The organism is Chania multitudinisentens RB-25 (genome assembly GCF_000520015.2).
Lineage (GTDB): Bacteria > Pseudomonadota > Gammaproteobacteria > Enterobacterales > Enterobacteriaceae > Chania > Chania multitudinisentens.
In genome coordinates, this window is sequence record NZ_CP007044.2 from 1,792,094 (window position 1) to 1,812,006 (window position 19,913).

Sequence of the window (19,913 nt, forward strand, 5' to 3'; positions counted from 1 at the left end):
TATGGCTGCGCTTCTCAATTGGGAGCGAGGGAGTTCTGCCAGCTTGTTTGAGCGTATCCAGGGGAAGGGCTCCGGCCCTTCCTCGCGTACACGTGTTCAGGAACTGTTGAACTCAATCAAACAGCATTTGAATGAAGTCCTTAATTCGCGTCCTGGTGCTTGTCAAAGTGCTGTAGGTCTAGGGGTTATTGATCTCAATGATGCTACTGCAACGACTTCTGATTTTAGAAAGAATATTGAGCAGGCGATTAAAGGGTGTATTGAGAATTATGAACCCCGGATCTCTGCGGTCACTGTTCAATCTTTAATCAACCATAGCGATCCGCTGTTATTAAGTTTCCATATCAGTGCTTACGTTAATTTCGACAATATCGGCGATGTCGTCGAATTCAATATCCAGTTGGACAATAACCGCCGTTACTGCCTTAACCAGGAAGCATAATGTCGTTCGAAAAATACTTCAGGGATGAGTTGGACTATCTCCGGCAATTAGGACGAGATGCCGCAGTTGAACGGCCTCATCTTGCCGCATTTTTATCCGAACGAGGCTCGGATCCGGATGTTGAACGCCTGTTGGAAGGCTTCGCTTTTCTGACGGGTAACTTGCGTGAAAAGATCGACGATCAATTCCCCGAGCTAACTCATGGCTTGCTGAATATGCTGTGGCCGAACTATTTACGGCCAATCCCCAGCATGACGATTATCGAATACACGCCGGATGAAAGCGTTGTCACTGAAGCGACCTTGATCAAACGGGGCAGTCAGGTGATGAGTGTTCCCATTGAGCAAAGAAACGAGCGGAGTTCCGGGCCTCAATGTATTTTTACCTTGTGCCGTGATGTTTGGTTATTTCCGATGGAGATTCGCAATATCTCCGCGAACAACAGCAATGAACAAGCGGTGTTGAGTCTTGATTTTGCCGCGAAAGCAGAATTGAATTTGCAGGATCTGCAACTTGGGAAACTGCGTTTCTATCTGGGTGAAGATCATTACACCAGTACACAACTGTATTTCTGGATTAATCACCATTTTGAGCAGGCCGAGTTGGTCGTCAACGGGATCACTATCCCAATGCCCGATTTTGACTTTAACCCGGTGGGTTTTGAACGTGAAGATGCTTTATTGCCATACCCGAAAAACGCCTATATGGGGTATCGCATATTGCAGGAGTATTTCTGCTTCCCTGAAGGTTTCCTGTTCTTTGATGTGACTGGCATCGTCGATTTACCGCCGCATTTAAATGCCAGTGAATTCACGTTGAATCTGTATTTTTCTCAAGCATTGCCGCCCGAGGTGAAAATACGCCCAACCACCCTGCGCATGAATTGTACGCCTGCGATAAACCTATTCCATCACGACAGTGAAGCGATTGAGCTGGATGGTACCCAAACGGAATATCCTCTGTGCGCCAGCTATCAGCATCCTGAGCGTTACGATATTTTCTCGGTGGATCGCGTTGACAGTTGGCTGAATGAACAGGCGATGGCGCAAGGCCGTGCGCGTGGCTATGCGCGAACCTATACCGCGTTTGAAAGCTTCCACCATCAGATTGAAAATGCGCAAGAACAGAGCACTCTGTATTACCGTTTACGGGTAAAGAATTCTTTATTCCGTAAAGGATTTGAGCACTATATTTCATTTGTTCGCAGTGACGAATCGAAGCTGGCGCTGGCTGAAGAGAATGTGTCTGTTGGTATGACATGCACCAACCGGGAATTACCTCTGTCATTGCGCGTTGGTGATATCAGCCAGCGAACGAAAGATAGCCCTTCATTTGCGACCTTCCGCAATATTACCCGGCCTTCAGTACCGCTGTATCCGGTGTTGGACGGGAGTTTGCATTGGTCATTGCTCTCCAATATGTCATTGAACTACATGTCATTATTGGATATAGACGCGTTGAAGCAAATTTTACATACCTATGATTTTCCCAGTATACACAATCGGCAATCCGCTCGTGGGTCGCAAAAAAGGCTTGATGCCATTCAACGTATCGAAACCCAGCCTATTGATCGATTGCTCCGTGGGTTACCCATCAGAGGTCTGCAAACCACGCTTTGGCTGGAGCAAAGTGCTTTCAGTTCTGAAGGCGAGCTCTACCTATTCAGTACGGTACTGGCACGCTTCTTTTCTTTGTATGCCAGCGTCAATGCGTTTCACCTTTTAAAAGTCATCAATCTTGATAATCAGGAATGTTACGAATGGCCGGTACAGACGGGTCAACATGCATTGATGTGAACGTTGTTGAGGGAACATCGGAAAAGCAGGTGCTGGATGTTTCACGCTATAACTTTTACCAATTGGTTGAATTACTTAACCAAATGGCGGTAGCGTGGCAAAACTCCACCGGCGCAGCAATGCCGGGTAACGAAGCTATCCGTTTTAAATCCACGGCCAGCCTGGCATTTCCTACCCGGGATGTTATCGCGCTGGATACCTCTGCCCGTGGTCAGTTTGAACTTGAAGTTTCTTTCCTTGGGCTACATGGCAGCCAGTCACCCTTGCCAGGGTATTACCTCGATTCTCTGGCTTGGGAAGATGCGCAAAATGAAAACCGGCTGACGGATTTTCTGAACGTATTCAACCACCGGCTGTTAACCCTGCTGCATCAGATCTGGCGCAAATATCGCTACTACATCTGTTTTGAAAACAGTGGTGATGACGCTTTCTCACAGCGTATGTTTGCGCTGGTAGGTTTAGGCAGTGAAAGCGTTCGTAACAACCTCAAGATTAATCACGGAAAAATGCTGGCTTATGCCGGATTGCTGGCCAGCCCGGGCAGAGCCCCTGAAGTGATATGCAGCTTAGTTTCACACTGCTTCAACTTAGCCGATGTGACGTTACACAGCTGGCAGTTGCGCAAGGTCACGATAGCCCCTTCACAGCAGACCCGTTTAGGAACGAAGGTGAAAATCCGTGGCAAGAAATATCACGAAAAATCAGTCCTTGGCGTTAATTTCTCTCTTGGATCGCAGGTGGCGGATTGCAGTGGGAAGTTTTTGCTGTGCATCAATAAACTGACGCGCGAGCAGTTTTTATCATTTTTACCTAACGGTGCCAACTATGCGACGTTGGTGATGTTTGTTGCCTTCATCATGCGCGATCAGTTTGCGTGGGATTTACGTCTGGGGTTGGCGGAAAAACAGGTTGGTGGCATGGTTTTGGGGGCAAAACAGAATAATTTGCTGGGTTGGACCAGTTTTCTTGGGCAACCGGAACAAAAGCCTCATGTGACCATCAGCGTGATGGAATGACAATCAGGATTCAGGAATAGAGATCATGGATAAACAGCAGCCAACGTTATCATTGCGGGTAATTAACAGCGATAAATTGGAAAGTGGCAAACAGGCCAGCAGCCTGTTTCATGCACAGGGTGGGATCGTGGGAAGTGATGGCAGCCATCATTGGTCTATCCAGGATCAAGGCGGCAATATCAGCCCTTCGCAATTTATCATTGAGTGGCGTGATGGTTCCTTTTGCCTGCGTGTGCTGAACGGTTCTGTGAATATTAACCAGTCAGTGCTGACGGGGAATGCCGGTTTTGTTCGCATCCAGCAAGGGGATGAAATTACGCTGGGTAATCTGGTCATCAAAAGCCATATCAGCCGCTCGGCTGCCGATAGGTTCGATCCGTTGATGGTTTCACCTGAGTCACTGGTATCCAGCTACAGCAATCCGCTGGACGCCATGATGGAAGGGGGGGCAACGCCGGTCCATCAGGTGCAGAATAGCCAATTGGCTACGACCATTGTCAACAGTTTCAGCCATGATCCTTTACGGGTGCTGGAAACCGAAAGCCTGACGACGCACGGGTCGCTCACCGCTACGCTTGAGGCGGAGCACTCACTCCAGCAGGATCGTTACCGTAATCCGCTTTTTTCTTCCCCACTTTCTGATACCGCGAAGGACAGTGCAATGGATCAGGAGTTTCTCGATTTACCACAGATCAGTAATTTTCTTTCTGGCCAAAAAGATCGTTCAAATTCAGATAACGAAATGAAACAACAGCATGTTGCTATTACGCCGTTGATGCGCGGCCTTGATGCTCAACTTCCCATCCGTAACAGCCAGGAAGCTAATGATTTTCTTGAAGAAGCAGGTAAAACCCTTCAGGCCGCTATTGAAGGATTGCTGGCATTGCAACGCAGCCAGCATGGCTTGCGGGATAAACATTTACGGCCGATTGAAGATAACCCATTGCGCCTGAATATGGATTACGACACAACGCTCAGCGTGCTGTTTGCCGATCAGAAAAGCCCGGTTCACCTTTCGGCCCCTGCTGCCGTGGCTGAGAGCCTGCATAACCTGCGCCTGCATCATCAAGCTAATCAGCAAGCGATTACAGAAGCGTTAAACGCCATGCTGGAGGCTTTCTCCCCTGAGCGTTTACTGACGCGTTTTACCCACTATCTGCGTAGTAATGAGCGCCAGGAAAGGGACTCAGCCTGGGCGTGGGAAATGTATAAAAACTATTATCAGGAATTGGCCTCCAGCCGGCAGCAGGGTTTTGAAAAACTGTTTGGCGAAGTGTATGAACAGGCTTATGACCAGGCGTTGCGCCAAGGAATGAAGGACAGTGAACGATGAGTAATGGCAGAGGCTACCTTCTGACAGCGGTGTTGTGCCTGGTGTTCTTACTGTCAGGATGTACGGTCTGGAAATCTGACAAAAATGCCAATCGGGCTGCCGACCAGCCGTCAACCGTCAAAATGACCTTGTTTGCGGAGCCTGATATCAACCCGAATGAAAAAGGTGAACCTTCACCCACGGCAATTACGGTGGTGTACCTCAGTGAAGACTCCAAACTGCTGGCGGCGGATTATGATCAACTGAGCAATGAAACCTTGGAAAAAACGCTGGGTAAAAATTACATCGATCACCAGGAATACACGTTATTGCCAAACCAGTATAAACCGCTGCCACAGATCAAGCTGGAAGAGAACAACAACTATCTGGGTGTTATTGCCTATTATTCCGACGCTAACCGCACCGAGTGGAAAAAAATAATAAAACTCAATGGAACGGGTCATCACTATAACGTTTTGGTTCACCTTAGATCGGGTGAGATTGAATTAAGAAGAGAGGAAGAATAACCATGCCGACCAAGAATCGGGTGATTTGGCGCGAAGGATTGTTCATCAAACCGCAACATTTTCAGCAACAGCAAAGGCATAACGATTATCAGCTACAGCGCCGGATCACGGCTCTGCAAAACTACAGTTACGGTTTCAACACGCTGATCCTGAATCAGGAACTGCTGAAGCTGGGCCGTGTTGGGCTGAGTGCGGCCAGCGGGAGTATGGCCGATGGCACCGTGTTTGATATTCCTTATCAGGATTACGCCCCAAAACCGCTGGATGTCTTGAACTGCAACGACGCGGCAAGCCGGGATATTTATCTGGCGTTGCCGATGCTTAATGACGTGATCAATGAAGTGGCTAACCAGCAAAGCCAGATGCCAGGTGCAATCCGCTATCGTGAACATACCGATGATGTGCGGGATTTACACACCGACGGTGGTGATGTCAGCCAGTTGATGCTGGCCCAATTGGCCCCGCGCCTGATGCAAGGATCGGAAGATCTCAGCGCCTATTCTGTGTTGCCGTTGTGCCGGATCAAAGAGAAACGCCCCGATGGCTCATTGATCCTGGATGAAGAATTTATCCCGACCTGTACCACCCTCAGCGTTTCCAACCAGTTGCAAAGTTTTATGGATGAAGTGGAAGGAACGCTGGTTGAGCGTGCTCGGTTGTTGGCAAAACGTATTGGTTCGCCCGGGCAACAAGGGATTGCTGACGTAGCCGAATTTATGATGTTACAGGTATTCAACCGGGCGCAGCCGCTGTTTACCCATTTGGCTCATCAGGCAGTGATGCATCCACAGGATTTTTACAGTCAACTGATACAGACCTGCGGTGAGTTGCGGACGTTCACCGATGAATCCCGCCTGGCCGGGGAATTTCCGATATATAACCATGACGATCTGACCAACAGTTTCCAGCCATTATTTCTGGCGATGCGCCAGGTGCTCAGCACCGTACTGACGCCGCGGGCCATCTCTATTCAACTGCATGTGCAGGCTCATGGTATCCGCGTGGCAACCATCAACGATCGTGAGCTGTTGCACAACGCTGACTTTGTGCTGGCAGTGCGTGCTCAGATCCCGCAGGAACAGCTGCGCCGCCAGTTTATTCAGCAAACGAAAATCACCACGCTGGAGAAGATACGCGAACTGGTCAGTGTACAACTGCCTGGCGTACCGCTGGTGGCTCTCTCTGCGGCGCCGCGCCAACTGCCTTACCATTCAGGATACACCTACTTCATGTTGGATCTGCAAAGCCCGGCCTGGAAAGAAATCCAGCAGAGCAATGCGATTGCCTTCCACGTTTCGGGTGATTTCCCTGAATTGGATATGCAGTTCTGGGCAATCAGGAGTAGCTAATGAAAATGGATGCCGTCACTGACAATATCTTGTCCCCCACACAGGAAACCGCAGCGGCCTATCGGCAATATCAACTTGCCCTGCGCGGGGAAAGCCTGAATGCCATGATTGATGCGGCCACGCCGTTACTGGGCATGGTGTTGCGCCTGAAAGACATGGAAAACCAGCCGCTGCCGGATCAGCTTTATCAGCAAGTGGTCACGGATATCCGCGCTATTGAACAATTCCTGCAAACCAAAGGCTATGAGCCTGGGGCGATTGTCTCGTTCCGCTACGTGTTGTGTACCTTTATTGATGAAACCGCCTTAGGGCATGGCTGGAATACCCAAAACGGCTGGTTACAGCAATCTCTGCTAGTGCATTTTCATAATGAAACCTGGGGCGGAGAGAAAGTGTATGTCCTGCTGGAACGTTTGATGGGAGAACCCAAGCGTTATCAGGATTTGCTGGAATTCATTTATCTCTGCTTCTGTTTGGGCTATCGCGGCCGTTACAAAGTGACGGTGCAGAACAGCGATGACTTTGAGCGTTTATTCCGCCGTTTGCATCACCAGCTGCATCAGCTGCGTGGTGAAGCGCCGCCGACTGTTCTGCATCAAAAGCAAAGCCGCCTGGGTAGCCGTTATTACTTGAGTAAGCGTTTAACCATTAAGCATCTGTTCTGGGGTGGTTTAGGCCTATTGGCAGTGATCTATCTGTTTTATGCCGTCCATCTGCACAACCAGACTCAGGATATTTTGCAGCAGCTAAACAACTTATTGAGCTAGGAAAGCACCGATGATCCAGATTGACTTGCCCACGCTGGTAAACCGCCTTAACCCGATCGCCCGTCATGCACTGGAAGCGGCGGCGGCACATTGTGTCAGTCAGCAGGAAGCCGAAATTACCGTCTCTCAGGTGTTGCTGCACATGATCGCTACACCGCTGAGTGACGTCCGCTTAATTCTGAACCAGACCGGTATCGATGGTGATGAACTGCGGGAATTGCTCGATCAACGTATTGTGAGCTACCAGTCAGTGACACAGGCTTATCCAAGCTTTTCCCCCTTGCTGGTGGAGTGGTTGCAGGATAGCTGGTTACTGGCATCGACAGAAATGGAGCATAGCCAGTTACGCAGCGGCGTCATGCTATTAACCCTGCTGCTCAGCCCATTACGTTACCTGACACCGGCGGCCAGCCGGTTGTTATCGCCGGTTAACCGTGAATTACTGCGCCAGAATTTTGCTGATTGGACGGCCGACTCCGCCGAAACGCCGCAGGTAGATAAAAACGCCGCAGCCAGTAAAACCGCCGCCATCAACGGGGAAAGCCTGCTGGCTCGCTATGCCAGCAACATGACCGAGCAGGCGCGGAATCACACCCTGGACCCGGTGCTCTGCCGCGATGAGGAGATCGATCTGATGATCGACATTCTCTGCCGCCGCCGTAAAAACAACCCGATTGTGGTTGGGGAAGCCGGGGTAGGGAAAAGCGCATTGATTGAAGGTTTGGCGCTGCGCATTGTAGAGAATCAGGTGCCAGAGAAACTGCGCAACAGCGAGCTGATGACGTTGGATTTAGGGGCGTTACAGGCCGGGGCGGCAGTCAAAGGGGAGTTTGAGAAACGCTTTAAAGGCATCATGGCGGAAATTGCTCAGTCGGCCACGCCGATCATTCTGTTTATCGACGAAGCGCATACCCTGATTGGCGCAGGGAACCAGCAGGGGGGATTAGACATCTCCAACCTGCTCAAACCGGCGCTGGCGCGCGGCGAACTGAAAACGATCGCGGCCACTACCTGGGGCGAATATAAAAAGTATTTCGAAAAAGACGCGGCACTTTCGCGCCGTTTCCAGTTAGTTAATGTCTCTGAGCCGAGTGCCGAGGAGGCAACGGTGATCATGCGTGGCCTGCGCACCATTTATGAACAGGCTCACGGCGTGCTGATCGATGACGAAGCCTTGCAGGCTGCCGCGATCCTGAGTGACCGCTACCTTTCTGGCCGCCAACTGCCCGATAAGGCGATTGATGTGCTGGATACCGCCGCAGCGCGGGTGGCGATCAATTTAACCTCGGCACCGCGGCAGGTTTCGGCACTGAAAACAGAGCTGCAACAGCAAGCGTTGGAAATTCAAATGCTTGAACGGGAACAGCGCCTTAATTTAAGCCGCCCGGACGAGCGTTTGGCCGTGCTGAAGCAGCAGAGTGAAGAGACGGAACGGCAATTGGCGGAATTGAATGCCAGTTGGGAAAAACAGCGGCAATGGGTGCAGCAGATTATTGCACTGCGCGCGATCCTGTTAACGCAGGAAGAAGCTGCCACGGATGAGCAAGCGGCCAGCTTGGCAGAGCTGGATAAAGAGCTGGAACAGCTGCAACACCATCAGACCTTGGTGTCTCCCCATGTGGATAAAAGCCAGATTGCGGCAGTGATCGCTGAATGGACCGGGGTGCCGTTGAATCGGCTTTCCCAGAGCGAACTGGCGGTGGTGACCGAACTCCCTACCTATCTCGGCCAGCAGATCAAAGGCCAAGAGACGGCGATCCACTGTTTACACCAGCATCTGTTGACGGCGAGGGCCGATTTGCGCCGCCCAGGCCGCCCGATGGGCGCTTTCCTGCTGGTGGGGCCCAGCGGGGTGGGTAAAACGGAAACGGTGTTGCAGATTGCCGATCTGCTCTACGGTGGCCGCCAATATCTCACCACGATCAACATGTCTGAATTCCAAGAGAAGCATACCGTTTCCCGGCTGATTGGTTCACCACCGGGCTACGTGGGGTATGGCGAAGGAGGGGTGCTGACGGAAGCCATCCGCCAGAAACCTTATTCGGTGGTGTTGCTGGATGAAGTTGAAAAGGCGCATCCAGACGTACTGAACCTGTTCTATCAGGCTTTCGATAAAGGTGAACTGGCCGACGGTGAAGGCCGCGTGATTGACTGTAAGAATGTGGTGTTCTTTCTGACCTCCAATCTGGGGTATCAGACTATTGTCGATTATGCCGAACAGCCGGAGCAGCTTAACGAACTGCTTTACCCTGAATTAGCCGCTTTCTTCAAACCCGCTTTGCTGGCGCGGATGGAAGTGGTGCCTTACCTGCCGCTGGGTAAAGAAACGCTGCAAACCATTATTCATGGCAAATTGAGCCGCCTGGATCATCTCCTGCGTCAGCGTTTTAACGCCGAAGTGGTGATTGAACCTGAAGTGGTTGAAGAGATCCTGCTGCGTGCCACCCGGGCGGAAAATGGGGCTCGTATGCTGGAATCGATTATCGATGGTGCGTTGTTGCCCCCGGTTTCTTTGCTGTTGTTGCAGAAAATGGCCGCTGGTACGGCGATTGGTTATATCAGGCTTGCGGCGGAGGAAAATGTGTTTACCGCGCAAGTTGAGGAGGCGATATGAGGCAGCGGCTGAAAAGCGTGCTTGCACTATTAGAGAATGATTCTGTTGAACAATTAATTCACTGTTTTCTGGCTATCAATCACCAGCGTCAGCGCTTCAACGCGCTGATGGTGGCGATGTTCAATGCTAATGAAGGGCGTCTTGATTGTTACCGCCAACCTGATGAAAACCGGCGTTCATCCATAAAACTGGATGCGCATATTGAAGATATCAGCCACCCGTTGATACAGGTATTGCGCAACGGTCTGCCCGAGGTATGGGATTCCCTGTACCAAGGGGTACGCATCGAAGATGATGATTTCCGCGGGTTTGTTCAGGAATTGCCGCTGGAGTGCGGGTTATATGCCTTGCCGTTGTTTGATGTTCACGGGCGTGCTTGCGGTGTGATTGCGGTATTTGCCGAGAATATTGCACGTTTTGCTGATACTCGCGGCATATTTGGTATTTATTGCCATATCTTTCAGCATCGCCTCAACAAGCTGCAAGAGATTGAGCAATTGAGATCGCAATTAAGCCAGATTCGTCAGGTGTTTAAATCCCAACAACAGCGTGTAAAACAGTTGGATGAGTTGCTGGTTTCTCTCAGCACCTCTGATGTGCCCGCTATGCCGGGGTTATCTCAGGACTACAGCAAAATAGATAACTTGACCGAGGCGGTAGAAGCGTTCGAATGCGCCGTTTTGACGCAGCGTCAACGCCTGTATGGTCTGGATAAAACCCGCATCGCTGCCAGTTTGGGTATTGCGCCGCGCACCTTGGCTTACAAGTTAGCGAAATATAGGTGTTAGCTATGAATATGTGGTTACTAATCAGTTCATTGCTGTTTTCTGGCGGCCATTCTGCTTCCCTTTGGGCCGCGGGATTCCGTGAGCCTGCGGTTGAGGCAGGAGCGACTCAGCAACTGGCATCAATGATGCGCTGCCGGAGTGAAACCTCGCCGTTGCTGCGTTTGGATTGTTATGACAATGCATTGTCTTTGCTGACAGGGGAAACGATCAACCCGGCCAACACAGGGCCAGCCTGGCAGAGAGCCATGGAGCAGGAAAAAGGGCGTCTGGATCACTCAACGGCGTTCCTGGTGAGCGAAGGGGAAGGGGAAAACCCGATGGTGTTGCTCACTACACCCGCTATTGGTATCCCCCCTCCGCGGCCGGTGTTGATGCTGAGTTGCATCGATAATATTACGCGTTTGCAGGTTGCCCTGGCCAGCCCGCAAAAAGAGAGTTCTGTAACCTTAACTGCCGATCATGATCGTTTTGACGTGCAGTGGTTCTTGCGTGAGAACGGTTATCTGCTGGAGTCCAGCCGTGGCTTGGCCGGTATTGATGAAATCAAACGCCTGATGTCGGCCGAAACGCTGACGATTGCGGGCACGGCCGGCGGGTTTCCCCGGCTGACATTTAATATTTCTCAGTTGACGCAGGTGTTGAAACCGTTGCGTAACGCTTGTCATTGGTAAGGTCTATGGATATCACATCGCAACATCCTTGGCATGCCTTGTTGCTTGCCCCATTGACACCAGAACAGACCGCACTGGCATTGGCTGATGACGATCCCGAATGGGAATATATCGACAGCCAGATGGTCAAGCTGGGTTCGCTGGCGCATAGCACACTGAATATTGATGATCTGCAACAGCAAGCCATGGCGTTGTTTGCACAAAAAAGCAAAGACTTCCGCTTGATGGTGCATCTGTTGCGTACCTTGCAACATGCGGGTGAACCGGGCGAATTGATGCTGGCTATTTCACTCTTGGCTGAATATGTACAGCATTTCTGGGCCAGCGCCTGGCCCCAGAATCCGTTGCATAAGCGGCGTTTTGCCCAACAGATCCTGAAACGTTTTGACAGTGCCAGCAGCAGTTTTAGTCAGAAAGCCAATGAGGCACAACGCGAGAGTGTGCAAGGCTTGCTGGCGCATCTGGCGCAGGTGTGGCATAGCACTGAGCCCGCGTTGGCAAAAGAGGTGGATGCATTACGCATCAGCTATGCCCGGAAGCCGGAGCGCAGGGTTGAGGTGCCCTCTCCTGCATTTAGCGAAGCAGGCTCATCAGCGCAGGCGATGACGGCAGCATCCGCACCGCGCACGGTGGCCCCCAGCCTGACCATTGATAATTCTAACGACAAGGCTTGGCGGCAAACGCTGCTGAAAATGGCGGATCTCTTGTGTGAGTTACAGCCTGATGCTGCCATCGGTTTCCGCCTGCGCCGCCATGCGGTCTGGGGCAGTTTGACTGCGCCACCGATGGCGCAGAACGATGGCCGCACCCCTTTGGCAGCCGTTTCTGCCGATCGGACCGCAGATTACCTGGCTGGCATGGCCAGTGCGGATCTGGCTTTGTGGCAGCAGGTGGAACAGAGCCTGACGCTGGCCCCTTATTGGCTGGATGGGCATGTTCTTTCGGCACAGATTGCTATCAGGCTGGGTTATGAGCATGTAGCACGGGCTATCCGTGATGAACTCAGCGCATTTTTAGAGCGTATCCCTGCATTAAGAACCCTCTTTTTTACCGATATGACGCCATTCCTCTCCACTGAATCCGCTGATTGGCTACAGCAGGATACGGGGCATCAGGGGGGCAGTAACACTATTGAACAGGATGAAATTTGGCAATGCTATCAACAGCAAGGACTGGAAGCTGCGTTACAGACTCTCAACCGGCAACAGCAGCAATCCGAACCCAGGGATCGCTTTTACCACCAATTGCTCAGTGCGCAGTTACTCGAAAAAGCGGGGCTAACCTCGCTGGCGCAGCAGCAGTATCACAGCTTATTGCAGGTAGGGCAGCAATTGCAGTTAAGCGAATGGGAGCCCACGTTGATCGCGTTGCTGACAGAAAAGCAACGGCAGCTCAAGCCGTGATTGCCAGGGAATGGAACAGGAGTATTAATGCATGAAATTGCCGTCTTTTATTCGCATAGCCAGGCCCGCCGTTCCACGCCTGAAAGCGTCTGTCCCCGTGGTATTGGCCCTGCTGGCCTGCATGGCATTAATTTGGGTATGGGTATATGGGCCGGAATGGCAGTGGAAAGAGAACCGCCCGTTTGAAACATTATTAAGCCGTTGGCTGGTGACTGCCGTTTTCGTACTGGTGGCCGTGTGCTGGCTTAGCTTGAAAGTGGTTAGGCGCTTACAGCAATTGGAAAAACTCCATTTGCAGGCTAAAACGCAGGTTGATGACCCGGTGCTCGCGGATATTGAACAACAGGATCACTATCTGGACGCTTGGAAACGTCAGCTACAGCGCCATATGAATACGCCCGCATACCTGTATCGCTTGCCGTGGTACATGATTATCGGTGCCCGCAACAGCGGGAAAAGCACCTTAATTAAAGAAGGCTATAAGCTGACCGAAATTACGGGCCCTGAACATATCAACGTAGAAGATGCCGCAGAGCTGCGAGTGCGTTGCTGGTTGGGCGAGCAGGCGGTGATCATTGATCCGGCTGGTGAACTGATCGAACAACCGATCACGGCGATGCCGGGTAAAGCGTCACTCAATAGCCGCTTATGGCAGAGTTTACTGTCCTGGCTGGTTGAGCACCGTAAACGTCAGCCACTCAATGGCATTATTCTCACTGTCGATCTCCATCAACTGATGACGGCGAATAAAGCCCAGCGGGAAAACTATGTTGCGGATATCCACCAGCGCTTGCAGGACGTGCGCTTGGCCATGCATAGCCAAGTGCCGCTGTATGTGGTTTTCACCAAACTGGATCTGTTGTACGGCTTTGAGGCGATGTACCAATCGCTGGATAAAGCACAGCGGGAAGCGGTGTTGGGGGTGACATTCAGCCTGGAGACGGCGGATGCTCATGCCTGGCAGAAAGAGTTGCAGCAGTTCTGGCAGCAGTGGATTACGCAGTTGAATGGCGCGATGCCGGACATGATGCTCAATAGTGTTGATGCCGGACAACGTAGCCAATTGTTCAGCTTTACCCGCCAGATGCAGGGCTTGCAAGAGTATGTTACGCAACTGCTGGAAGGTATTCTGTACAGCAGTGAACATGCTCAGCCCTTGTTACGCGGTATTTACCTCACCTCTGCTCAGCAGCGTGGGCAAATGGATGATGTGTTTACCCAGTCTGCCGCCGTGCAGTATCACCTGGCACCACAGGCATTCCCAACCTGGCCGGTGGCCGATACCGCCCCTTATTTCACCAAAGAGCTGTTTAATCAGGTATTGCTGGCGGAGCCGAATCTGGCGGGCGAGAACGGTATCTGGCTGCGTAATACCCGAAAACGCATGATGGTTTTCTCGGGTGTTGGCACCTTGGCGGCGCTGACCTTATGGGGCTGTTGGTATTATTACTACCAGGCCAACTACCGAGCCGGGCAAGAAGTGCTAGCCCAGGCAAAAACCTTTCTCTCGATCCCGACGCCAAAAGGGGACGATCGCTACGGCAATCTGCAACTGCCGTTGCTGAATCCTATCCGTGATGCCACGCTGGCTTACGGTGATTATCATGAAAGAAATACCTTCCTGGCGGATATGGGATTGTATCAGGGCGGGAATATCGGCCCTTATGTCGAAAGCACCTATCTGCAACTGTTGCAGCAACGCTTCGTTCCAGCGTTGATGAGTGGCCTGTTGGAACAGTTGAATGCCGCACCGAAGGGCAGCGAAGAAAAACTCGAGATTCTGCGTGTGATGCGGATGTTGGAAGATGGCAGCGGCCGCAATATCCCGCTGGTTGAACAATATATGAGTAACCGCTGGAGCCAGCAGTTCAACGGCCAGCGTGAGTTACAGCAGCAACTGATGAGCCACCTTGACTATGCGCTGAAGCATACTGATTGGCGGGCGGCGCGGGAAAGTGGCGATCAATATGCCATCAAGAGTTTTGTGCCTTATCTGCGGCCAATCCAGTTGGCGCAGCAGGAGTTGAGCAAGCTCTCCATTTATCAGCGTGTTTACCAGAACCTGCGGCTTAAGGCGCAAGAGATATTGCCGCCAGCGCTTGACCTGCGCGACCAGATTGGCGCCAGCTTTGACACCGTATTTTTCTCCAACAATGATCGTCTGCTGGTGCTGCCGCAATTCCTGACGCGAAACGGGTTGCAGAACTATTTTGCCAAGCAGAATGAAGAACTGGTTGATCTGACGGTGATGGATAGCTGGGTGCTTAATCTCACCAAAAATGTTGAATACAGCGAGGCCGACCGCAAAGAGATCCAGCGCCAGGTCACTGAACAGTATATTGGTGACTATACCGCCACTTGGCGGGCAGCTATGAACAACCTGTCAGTGGGCGAGTTTGGCGATTTGCCACAGGCCATCAGCGCAATCGAACAGGTAATCAGCGGTGAACAACCTTTCCGCCGTGCGCTGCAAACGCTGAGTGATAACACGCACCAGCCGGGCATCCCTGATGCTCTGGTGGGCAAAGAACGCCAGGATTTACTGCAAAAAACCGATTACCAGTTGCTGGGGCGTATCCACCGTGAGTTTGCTCCAGAAACGGCAGTGCTGGTTGAAAACGGTGATAAAAACAGTGTGATCCAAAGTGTGTATCAAAAACTGACTGAACTGCATCGTTATCTGTTGGCGATCCAGAACTCGCCTGCCCCAGGTAAAGCAGCCTTGAAGGCGGTGCAGTTACGTCTGGATCAAAACAGCAGTGACCCGATCTTCGAAGTCCAGCAGCAGGCCAAAAACCTGCCGGAGCCACTGAATCGTTGGGTGGGTGATCTGGCAGAGCAAGCCTGGCGTGTGGTGATGATGGAAGCTATCCAATCACTGGAGGTTGAGTGGAATGATACGGTGGTAAAACAGTATCAGACCTATCTGGCAGGCCGCTACCCGTTCGATCCCGACGCTAAACAAGATGTTCCGCTGAGCGAATTTGAACGTTTCTTCGCGCCAAAAGGCACGCTCGACGCCTTTTATCAGCAGAACCTGAAACCCTTTGTTGAGAACAACCTGAGCAGTGGCAATGACGGCCAGTTGCTGATCCGGCCTGATGTGTTGCAGCAGTTGGAGCAGGCGCAGCGCATTCGTGACACCTTCTTCTCGGTGCAGAACGGCTTGGGGGCGCAGTTTGCCATTGAACCGATGACGCTGAGTGGTAATAAACGCCGCAGCGTGCTGAATCTGGATGGGCAATTGCTGGACTACGCGCATGGCCGCAGCAGCGTGGTGCATCTGGTGTGGCCTAACTCCATGCGTGCAGGTGTTGAAAGCAAGGTCACCCTGGTACCGGACGCCAGCGACAAATCCCCGCGCACCATTGGTTTTAGCGGCCCATGGGCGCAGTTGCGGCTGATCAACGCAGGCGAGTTGACCAATGTGGGCACCAATTCATTCGACGTGCGTTTCAAAGTGGATGGCGGTGATATGACCTACCGCATTCATGTGGATGAATCTGACAACCCGTTCGCCGGGGGGCTGTTCAGCAAATTCACGTTACCTGACACGCTGTATTAATTGTGGTTATGACGTCTCTCTTGCAGCGTATGCGGAGAGACGCTTTAAGGATGAATACGCATGAGTGAAACCTCACAAGATATCGTTATTCAAACCGGTACTGATCCACGGAGCTGGCCGGAATTCAGCGCCCTGCGTGAAGAAATCAACAAAATCAATCACCCGGCACGGCCAGAGGTGAACTGGCGGCTGATTGAGTCGCTGGCGCTGACGCTGTTTCGCACCAACGGTGTCGATTTGCAGACTGCGGTGTATTACACCCTGGCGCGCACCCAAATGCAGGGGCTGGCAGGCTTTACCGAAGGTAGTGAGTTGATTTCCGGCATGGTGGTCAGCCAATGGGGGCAACTGTGGCCAGAACAACCCCAGGCGCGCACAGAAATACTGGAATGGTTCAATGCCCGGGTGGGCAACCAACTGCGGCAGCATGATTTTAGCAGTGAGGATTTGCGGCTGGTGTATCGCGCAGAGCGTGCCTTGCAGCTGTTGTGCGACAAGCTGAACCAGGTTGAATTAAAGCGTGTCCCGCGTATTGAAAACCTGCTGTATCTGATGCAGAACACCGCGAAACGGCTGGAGGCGGCCAACGAGGCGGCAAAACAGCCCCCATCAGTGCCGTTAAAAATGCCGTCGATGGTGTATCTGTCGGTGCCGGAAACGGAGCCGATCCGTGCCGCCTTCACACAACCGGAACTCCAGGTGGATGAATCGCCACAGCCGAATATTGAGGTGCGATTTGTCTCCCCGCCGGCACCGCCCAAGCGTTTCTTGGCGGCCTGGGGGTTTGGCGGTGGGGTGTTATTCAGCCTGCTGCTGGCGGCCGTGGCGTACTTCGTGCTGGTTAAACCGATGCAGCAGCAACTGGCTGCGTTGGCGGCCAAGCCGGAAGGGGCCGCACTGTTATGGCTGAATAATCCGCAGGTGGCTACCTATAGTGAACAACTGGGTACCCTGGAGAATCTCTCGCCGTTGGCAGGGCTGCGCACTGCTGAACTCTCGGTGGCGATGGCGCGTCAACTGTGGCCGAGCAACCCGAATCAGGTGGCGGAAAGCCAGCGCTGGGAACGGCTACTGCAAGCCCGGATGGGCAATAACGCGGCGGGGAGTGGTTATTTTCAGTTACAGCGGCGCTTGCAGGCGCTGTCTGAAAAGTTGCTCGAACAGGAACAGGTGCGCGGCAGCCTGACGATTTCCTACCTGAAAACGGCGGTTTATCAGATGCAGACCGAACTGAACCGTGAAATTCCCTTGGAAGAATTGCTGCGCCAGTTATCCGTGGCGAGAGAAAGCCACCAGCCCGTGTCTCCCGTGTTGTTGAAGCAGATAGACGAACGTTGGAATGCGTTACTTAGCCGTTATCACCAATTGACGTGGCAGGCGGACCCTGTGCGTTAACATCCAGGAAGGAAAAGTTATGTTTGCTGATGATAAAAAGCTCAAAGGCAGTGTGCAACCAAAGAACATTGTGGCTGCGGAGAGCGCAGCGTCGTTGAAGGGGGAGCAGGTAGCGGGCATGGTGGGCGGTATCGCGGGTGCCGTGGGTGGTACAGTGGGGAAACGCATCAGCCAGGCGGCGGAGTTGGCTCAATCCGCCATGGGAACCCAGGCCAAAGCGCTGGGCGGAGTGCAACCGCTGAATCTGGCCGCAGGCGGTGGTGCATCGTCGCTGGCCTCATCAGCAGCCAATGCGCTTCTGGGCGGGGCTCAACCCAGTGGTTTGCAGTTCACGTTAACCGCCGTGGGTTTGCCCCCGCAGACCTTCGTGGTAGTGGATTTCAGCCTGAGTGAAATGTATTCCTCCCCCTTTGTGCTGAACGTGGGATTGGCCAGTGCCGACCCGGCGGTGGACTTTGCGGCGGTGCTGGACCAGGATGCGACACTGTTTATCTGGCGCGAAGGCGTACTACAACGCAGTGTGACCGGCATGGTTGCCAGCTTTGAACAGGGGGACACCGGTTTTCACCAGACCCGTTACAGCATGGTGATCCGCCCGGCGCTGTGGCGCACCAGCCTGCGCCGCAACTCCCGCATCTTCCAACAGGAAAACATCGAAAGCATCATCACCACCCTGCTGAAAGAAAACGGCATCAACGAGTTTGCCTTTGCGTTCCGCAACCCGCATCCGGCCCGTGAATTCTGCGTGCAATATAATGAAACGGATTTTGATTTCATCCAGCGCCTGACGGCCGAAGAAGGGATTTTCTACTACTTCGAATTCAGCACGGGCAAGAACACCATTGTGTACGCTGATGACGTCGGTTCGCTGCCGAAGGGGGCGCCTCTGCCGTATAACCCCAACGTGGCGGCCCAGGCGCAAGAGCTGTGTATCACCACCTTCACCCGCAGTGCGCAGGTGCGGCCCGCGATGGTGCAACTGAAAGATTACACCTTTAAAAACCCGTACTGGGCAGCGGCGTTCAGCAAGCAGTCGGGCGAGTTGCAAAACCAGCGGCCCGACTACGAACACTTTGACTTCCCTGGGCGTTTCAAAGACGAGCAGCACGGGCAGGATTTTACCCGTTACCGCCTGGAAGGCCTGCGTAATGACGCCAACCTGGGGCAAGGGCAGAGCAATGATTTCACCCTGCAACCGGGGCAACTGTTCAGTCTTTATAACCACCCGCGGGGTGATCTGAATCATCCGTGGCAGCTGTTGGCGATCCAGCATTCTGGCAGCCAGCCGCAGGCGCTGGAGCAGGAATCGGGTGAACAGGGCACCTACCTGAGCAACCAGTTCAGCTTTATTCCGCACACCCAGACCTGGCGACCAACGCCGTTGCCAAAACCGGCGATGGACGGCCCACAGATTGCGATGGTGGTGGGGCCGGCGTCTGAGGAAATCTATTGTGACGAGTTCGGCCGTATCCGGCTGCAATTCTTGTGGGACCGTTACGGGCAGAGCGACGACAACAGCTCGTGCTGGATACGGGTGACCCAACCGTGGGCGGGCCAGGGCTGGGGGATGATTGCCATCCCGCGTATCGGGCAGGAAGTGGTGGTGGATTTTCTGCACGGCGACCCGGATCAACCGATAGTGACTGGGCGTACCTATCACGCCAATAACCTGCCGTCGATAGGTTTGCCAGCGGCGAAAACCCAGATGGCGTTCCGCTCAAAAACCCATAAGGGGGAAGGGTACAACGAACTGCGTTTTGAGGACAGCAAAGGCGCCGAAGGGCTGTTTCTGCATGCGCAGAAGGATATGAATACGGTGGTGCTGAATGATCGTACCACGGCGGTGCTTGCCAATCATGCTGAAAGCGTCACTTTAAATCAGACTGTGCAGATCGGAGAAAATCAGTCTGTCCAGATATTGGCTAACCAGGGTATTCAGGTTAAGGAAATGCAAAATACGTTGGTGGGTGGCGATAAAATTACCAATGTAGGTGGCGGCATTCTTATGGCTTCGGCGAAAGGATTACGGCTCGTTTGTGGGGATGCCGTATTAGAAATGAATGCTGAAACCGGTAATATCTCTCTGATATGCAATAACTTCAATATATATGCTAAAGACCTTGGCCAGATTACGGCGGGGAGTTTACTGGATCTGAATATGGATGATGCTAAACCAGGGACTACGGCAGGCCCGAGTGTTGGAGATATTAATAGTGCGGTGGCCAGCGCTTTCTCAGGAAATGGAGGGAAGTAAGACATGGATTATTG

Annotated in this window: 14 protein-coding genes; all 14 read left to right on the plus strand. The window is 52.6% G+C overall.

The features are described 5' to 3' along the window. Position 1: 1 nt before the first annotated feature. The 14 genes from tssE (at position 2) to Z042_RS08010 (ending at position 19,899) form a co-directional block, all read left to right on the plus strand. A complete protein-coding gene (gene tssE / locus Z042_RS07945) occupies positions 2-442 on the plus strand; it encodes a type VI secretion system baseplate subunit TssE (RefSeq protein WP_024911315.1) in 441 nt (146 codons plus the stop codon). After that, a complete protein-coding gene (gene tssF / locus Z042_RS07950) occupies positions 442-2,238 on the plus strand; it encodes a type VI secretion system baseplate subunit TssF (protein ID WP_024911316.1) in 1,797 nt (598 codons plus the stop codon). Before tssE ends, tssF begins: the two co-directional genes overlap by 1 nt. After that, a complete protein-coding gene (gene tssG / locus Z042_RS07955; RefSeq protein WP_024911317.1) occupies positions 2,202-3,254 on the plus strand; it encodes a type VI secretion system baseplate subunit TssG in 1,053 nt (350 codons plus the stop codon). Before tssF ends, tssG begins: the two co-directional genes overlap by 37 nt. 25 nt (positions 3,255-3,279) lie before the next feature. Then, the gene (gene tagH / locus Z042_RS07960) at positions 3,280-4,587 is read left to right on the plus strand and encodes a type VI secretion system-associated FHA domain protein TagH (RefSeq protein ID WP_024911318.1); all 1,308 of its coding nucleotides are present in this window, start codon (positions 3,280-3,282) and stop codon (positions 4,585-4,587) included. Then, positions 4,584-5,093 (plus strand): type VI secretion system lipoprotein TssJ, encoded by a 510-nt coding sequence (tssJ, locus tag Z042_RS07965; protein ID WP_024911319.1) that lies wholly within the window; start codon positions 4,584-4,586, stop codon positions 5,091-5,093. Before tagH ends, tssJ begins: the two co-directional genes overlap by 4 nt. Before the next feature lie 2 nt (positions 5,094-5,095). Next, positions 5,096-6,442, plus strand: a complete 1,347-nt coding sequence (gene tssK / locus Z042_RS07970) for a type VI secretion system baseplate subunit TssK (RefSeq protein ID WP_024911320.1) — start codon at positions 5,096-5,098, stop codon at positions 6,440-6,442. Next, a complete protein-coding gene (icmH, locus tag Z042_RS07975) occupies positions 6,442-7,209 on the plus strand; it encodes a type IVB secretion system protein IcmH/DotU (protein ID WP_024911321.1) in 768 nt (255 codons plus the stop codon). The genes tssK and icmH overlap by 1 nt, the downstream gene beginning before the upstream one ends. Positions 7,210-7,219: 10 nt before the next feature. After that, complete coding sequence (gene tssH, locus Z042_RS07980) at positions 7,220-9,823, plus strand: type VI secretion system ATPase TssH (RefSeq protein ID WP_024911322.1); 2,604 nt, start codon at positions 7,220-7,222, stop codon at positions 9,821-9,823. Then, positions 9,820-10,611: a Fis family transcriptional regulator gene (locus tag Z042_RS07985; protein WP_037406039.1), complete on the plus strand. Its 792-nt coding sequence runs from the start codon at positions 9,820-9,822 to the stop codon at positions 10,609-10,611. Before tssH ends, Z042_RS07985 begins: the two co-directional genes overlap by 4 nt. 2 nt (positions 10,612-10,613) lie before the next feature. Continuing rightward, positions 10,614-11,282 carry a type VI secretion system-associated protein VasI gene (gene vasI / locus Z042_RS07990; RefSeq protein ID WP_024911323.1) on the plus strand — a complete coding sequence of 223 codons (669 nt, stop codon included), beginning with the start codon at positions 10,614-10,616 and terminating at the stop codon, positions 11,280-11,282. 5 nt (positions 11,283-11,287) lie between these two features. Continuing rightward, complete coding sequence (gene tssA, locus Z042_RS07995; RefSeq protein WP_024911324.1) at positions 11,288-12,685, plus strand: type VI secretion system protein TssA; 1,398 nt, start codon at positions 11,288-11,290, stop codon at positions 12,683-12,685. Positions 12,686-12,716: 31 nt separating this feature from the next. Beyond that, on the plus strand, positions 12,717-16,250 hold the full coding sequence (gene tssM, locus Z042_RS08000) for a type VI secretion system membrane subunit TssM (protein WP_024911325.1): 3,534 nt from the start codon (positions 12,717-12,719) through the stop codon (positions 16,248-16,250). Positions 16,251-16,310: 60 nt separating this feature from the next. Further along, on the plus strand, positions 16,311-17,645 hold the full coding sequence (locus tag Z042_RS08005) for a VasL domain-containing protein (protein ID WP_024911326.1): 1,335 nt from the start codon (positions 16,311-16,313) through the stop codon (positions 17,643-17,645). Positions 17,646-17,844: 199 nt separating this feature from the next. Continuing rightward, a complete protein-coding gene (locus tag Z042_RS08010; RefSeq protein WP_081758423.1) occupies positions 17,845-19,899 on the plus strand; it encodes a type VI secretion system Vgr family protein in 2,055 nt (684 codons plus the stop codon). Positions 19,900-19,913: the final 14 nt, after the last annotated feature.

Coding starts and splice junctions, on each gene's coding strand:
- Z042_RS08005 (WP_024911326.1), top strand. CDS start 16,311: ATGAGTGAAACCTCACAAGATATCGTTATTCAAACCGGTACTGATCCA.
- tagH (WP_024911318.1), top strand. CDS start 3,280: ATGGATAAACAGCAGCCAACGTTATCATTGCGGGTAATTAACAGCGAT.
- tssM (WP_024911325.1), top strand. CDS start 12,717: ATGAAATTGCCGTCTTTTATTCGCATAGCCAGGCCCGCCGTTCCACGC.
- Z042_RS07985 (WP_037406039.1), top strand. CDS start 9,820: ATGAGGCAGCGGCTGAAAAGCGTGCTTGCACTATTAGAGAATGATTCT.
- tssA (WP_024911324.1), top strand. CDS start 11,288: ATGGATATCACATCGCAACATCCTTGGCATGCCTTGTTGCTTGCCCCA.
- vasI (WP_024911323.1), top strand. CDS start 10,614: ATGAATATGTGGTTACTAATCAGTTCATTGCTGTTTTCTGGCGGCCAT.
- Z042_RS08010 (WP_081758423.1), top strand. CDS start 17,845: ATGGGAACCCAGGCCAAAGCGCTGGGCGGAGTGCAACCGCTGAATCTG.
- icmH (WP_024911321.1), top strand. CDS start 6,442: ATGAAAATGGATGCCGTCACTGACAATATCTTGTCCCCCACACAGGAA.
- tssH (WP_024911322.1), top strand. CDS start 7,220: ATGATCCAGATTGACTTGCCCACGCTGGTAAACCGCCTTAACCCGATC.
- tssF (WP_024911316.1), top strand. CDS start 442: ATGTCGTTCGAAAAATACTTCAGGGATGAGTTGGACTATCTCCGGCAA.
- tssG (WP_024911317.1), top strand. CDS start 2,202: ATGGCCGGTACAGACGGGTCAACATGCATTGATGTGAACGTTGTTGAG.
- tssJ (WP_024911319.1), top strand. CDS start 4,584: ATGAGTAATGGCAGAGGCTACCTTCTGACAGCGGTGTTGTGCCTGGTG.
- tssE (WP_024911315.1), top strand. CDS start 2: ATGGCTGCGCTTCTCAATTGGGAGCGAGGGAGTTCTGCCAGCTTGTTT.
- tssK (WP_024911320.1), top strand. CDS start 5,096: ATGCCGACCAAGAATCGGGTGATTTGGCGCGAAGGATTGTTCATCAAA.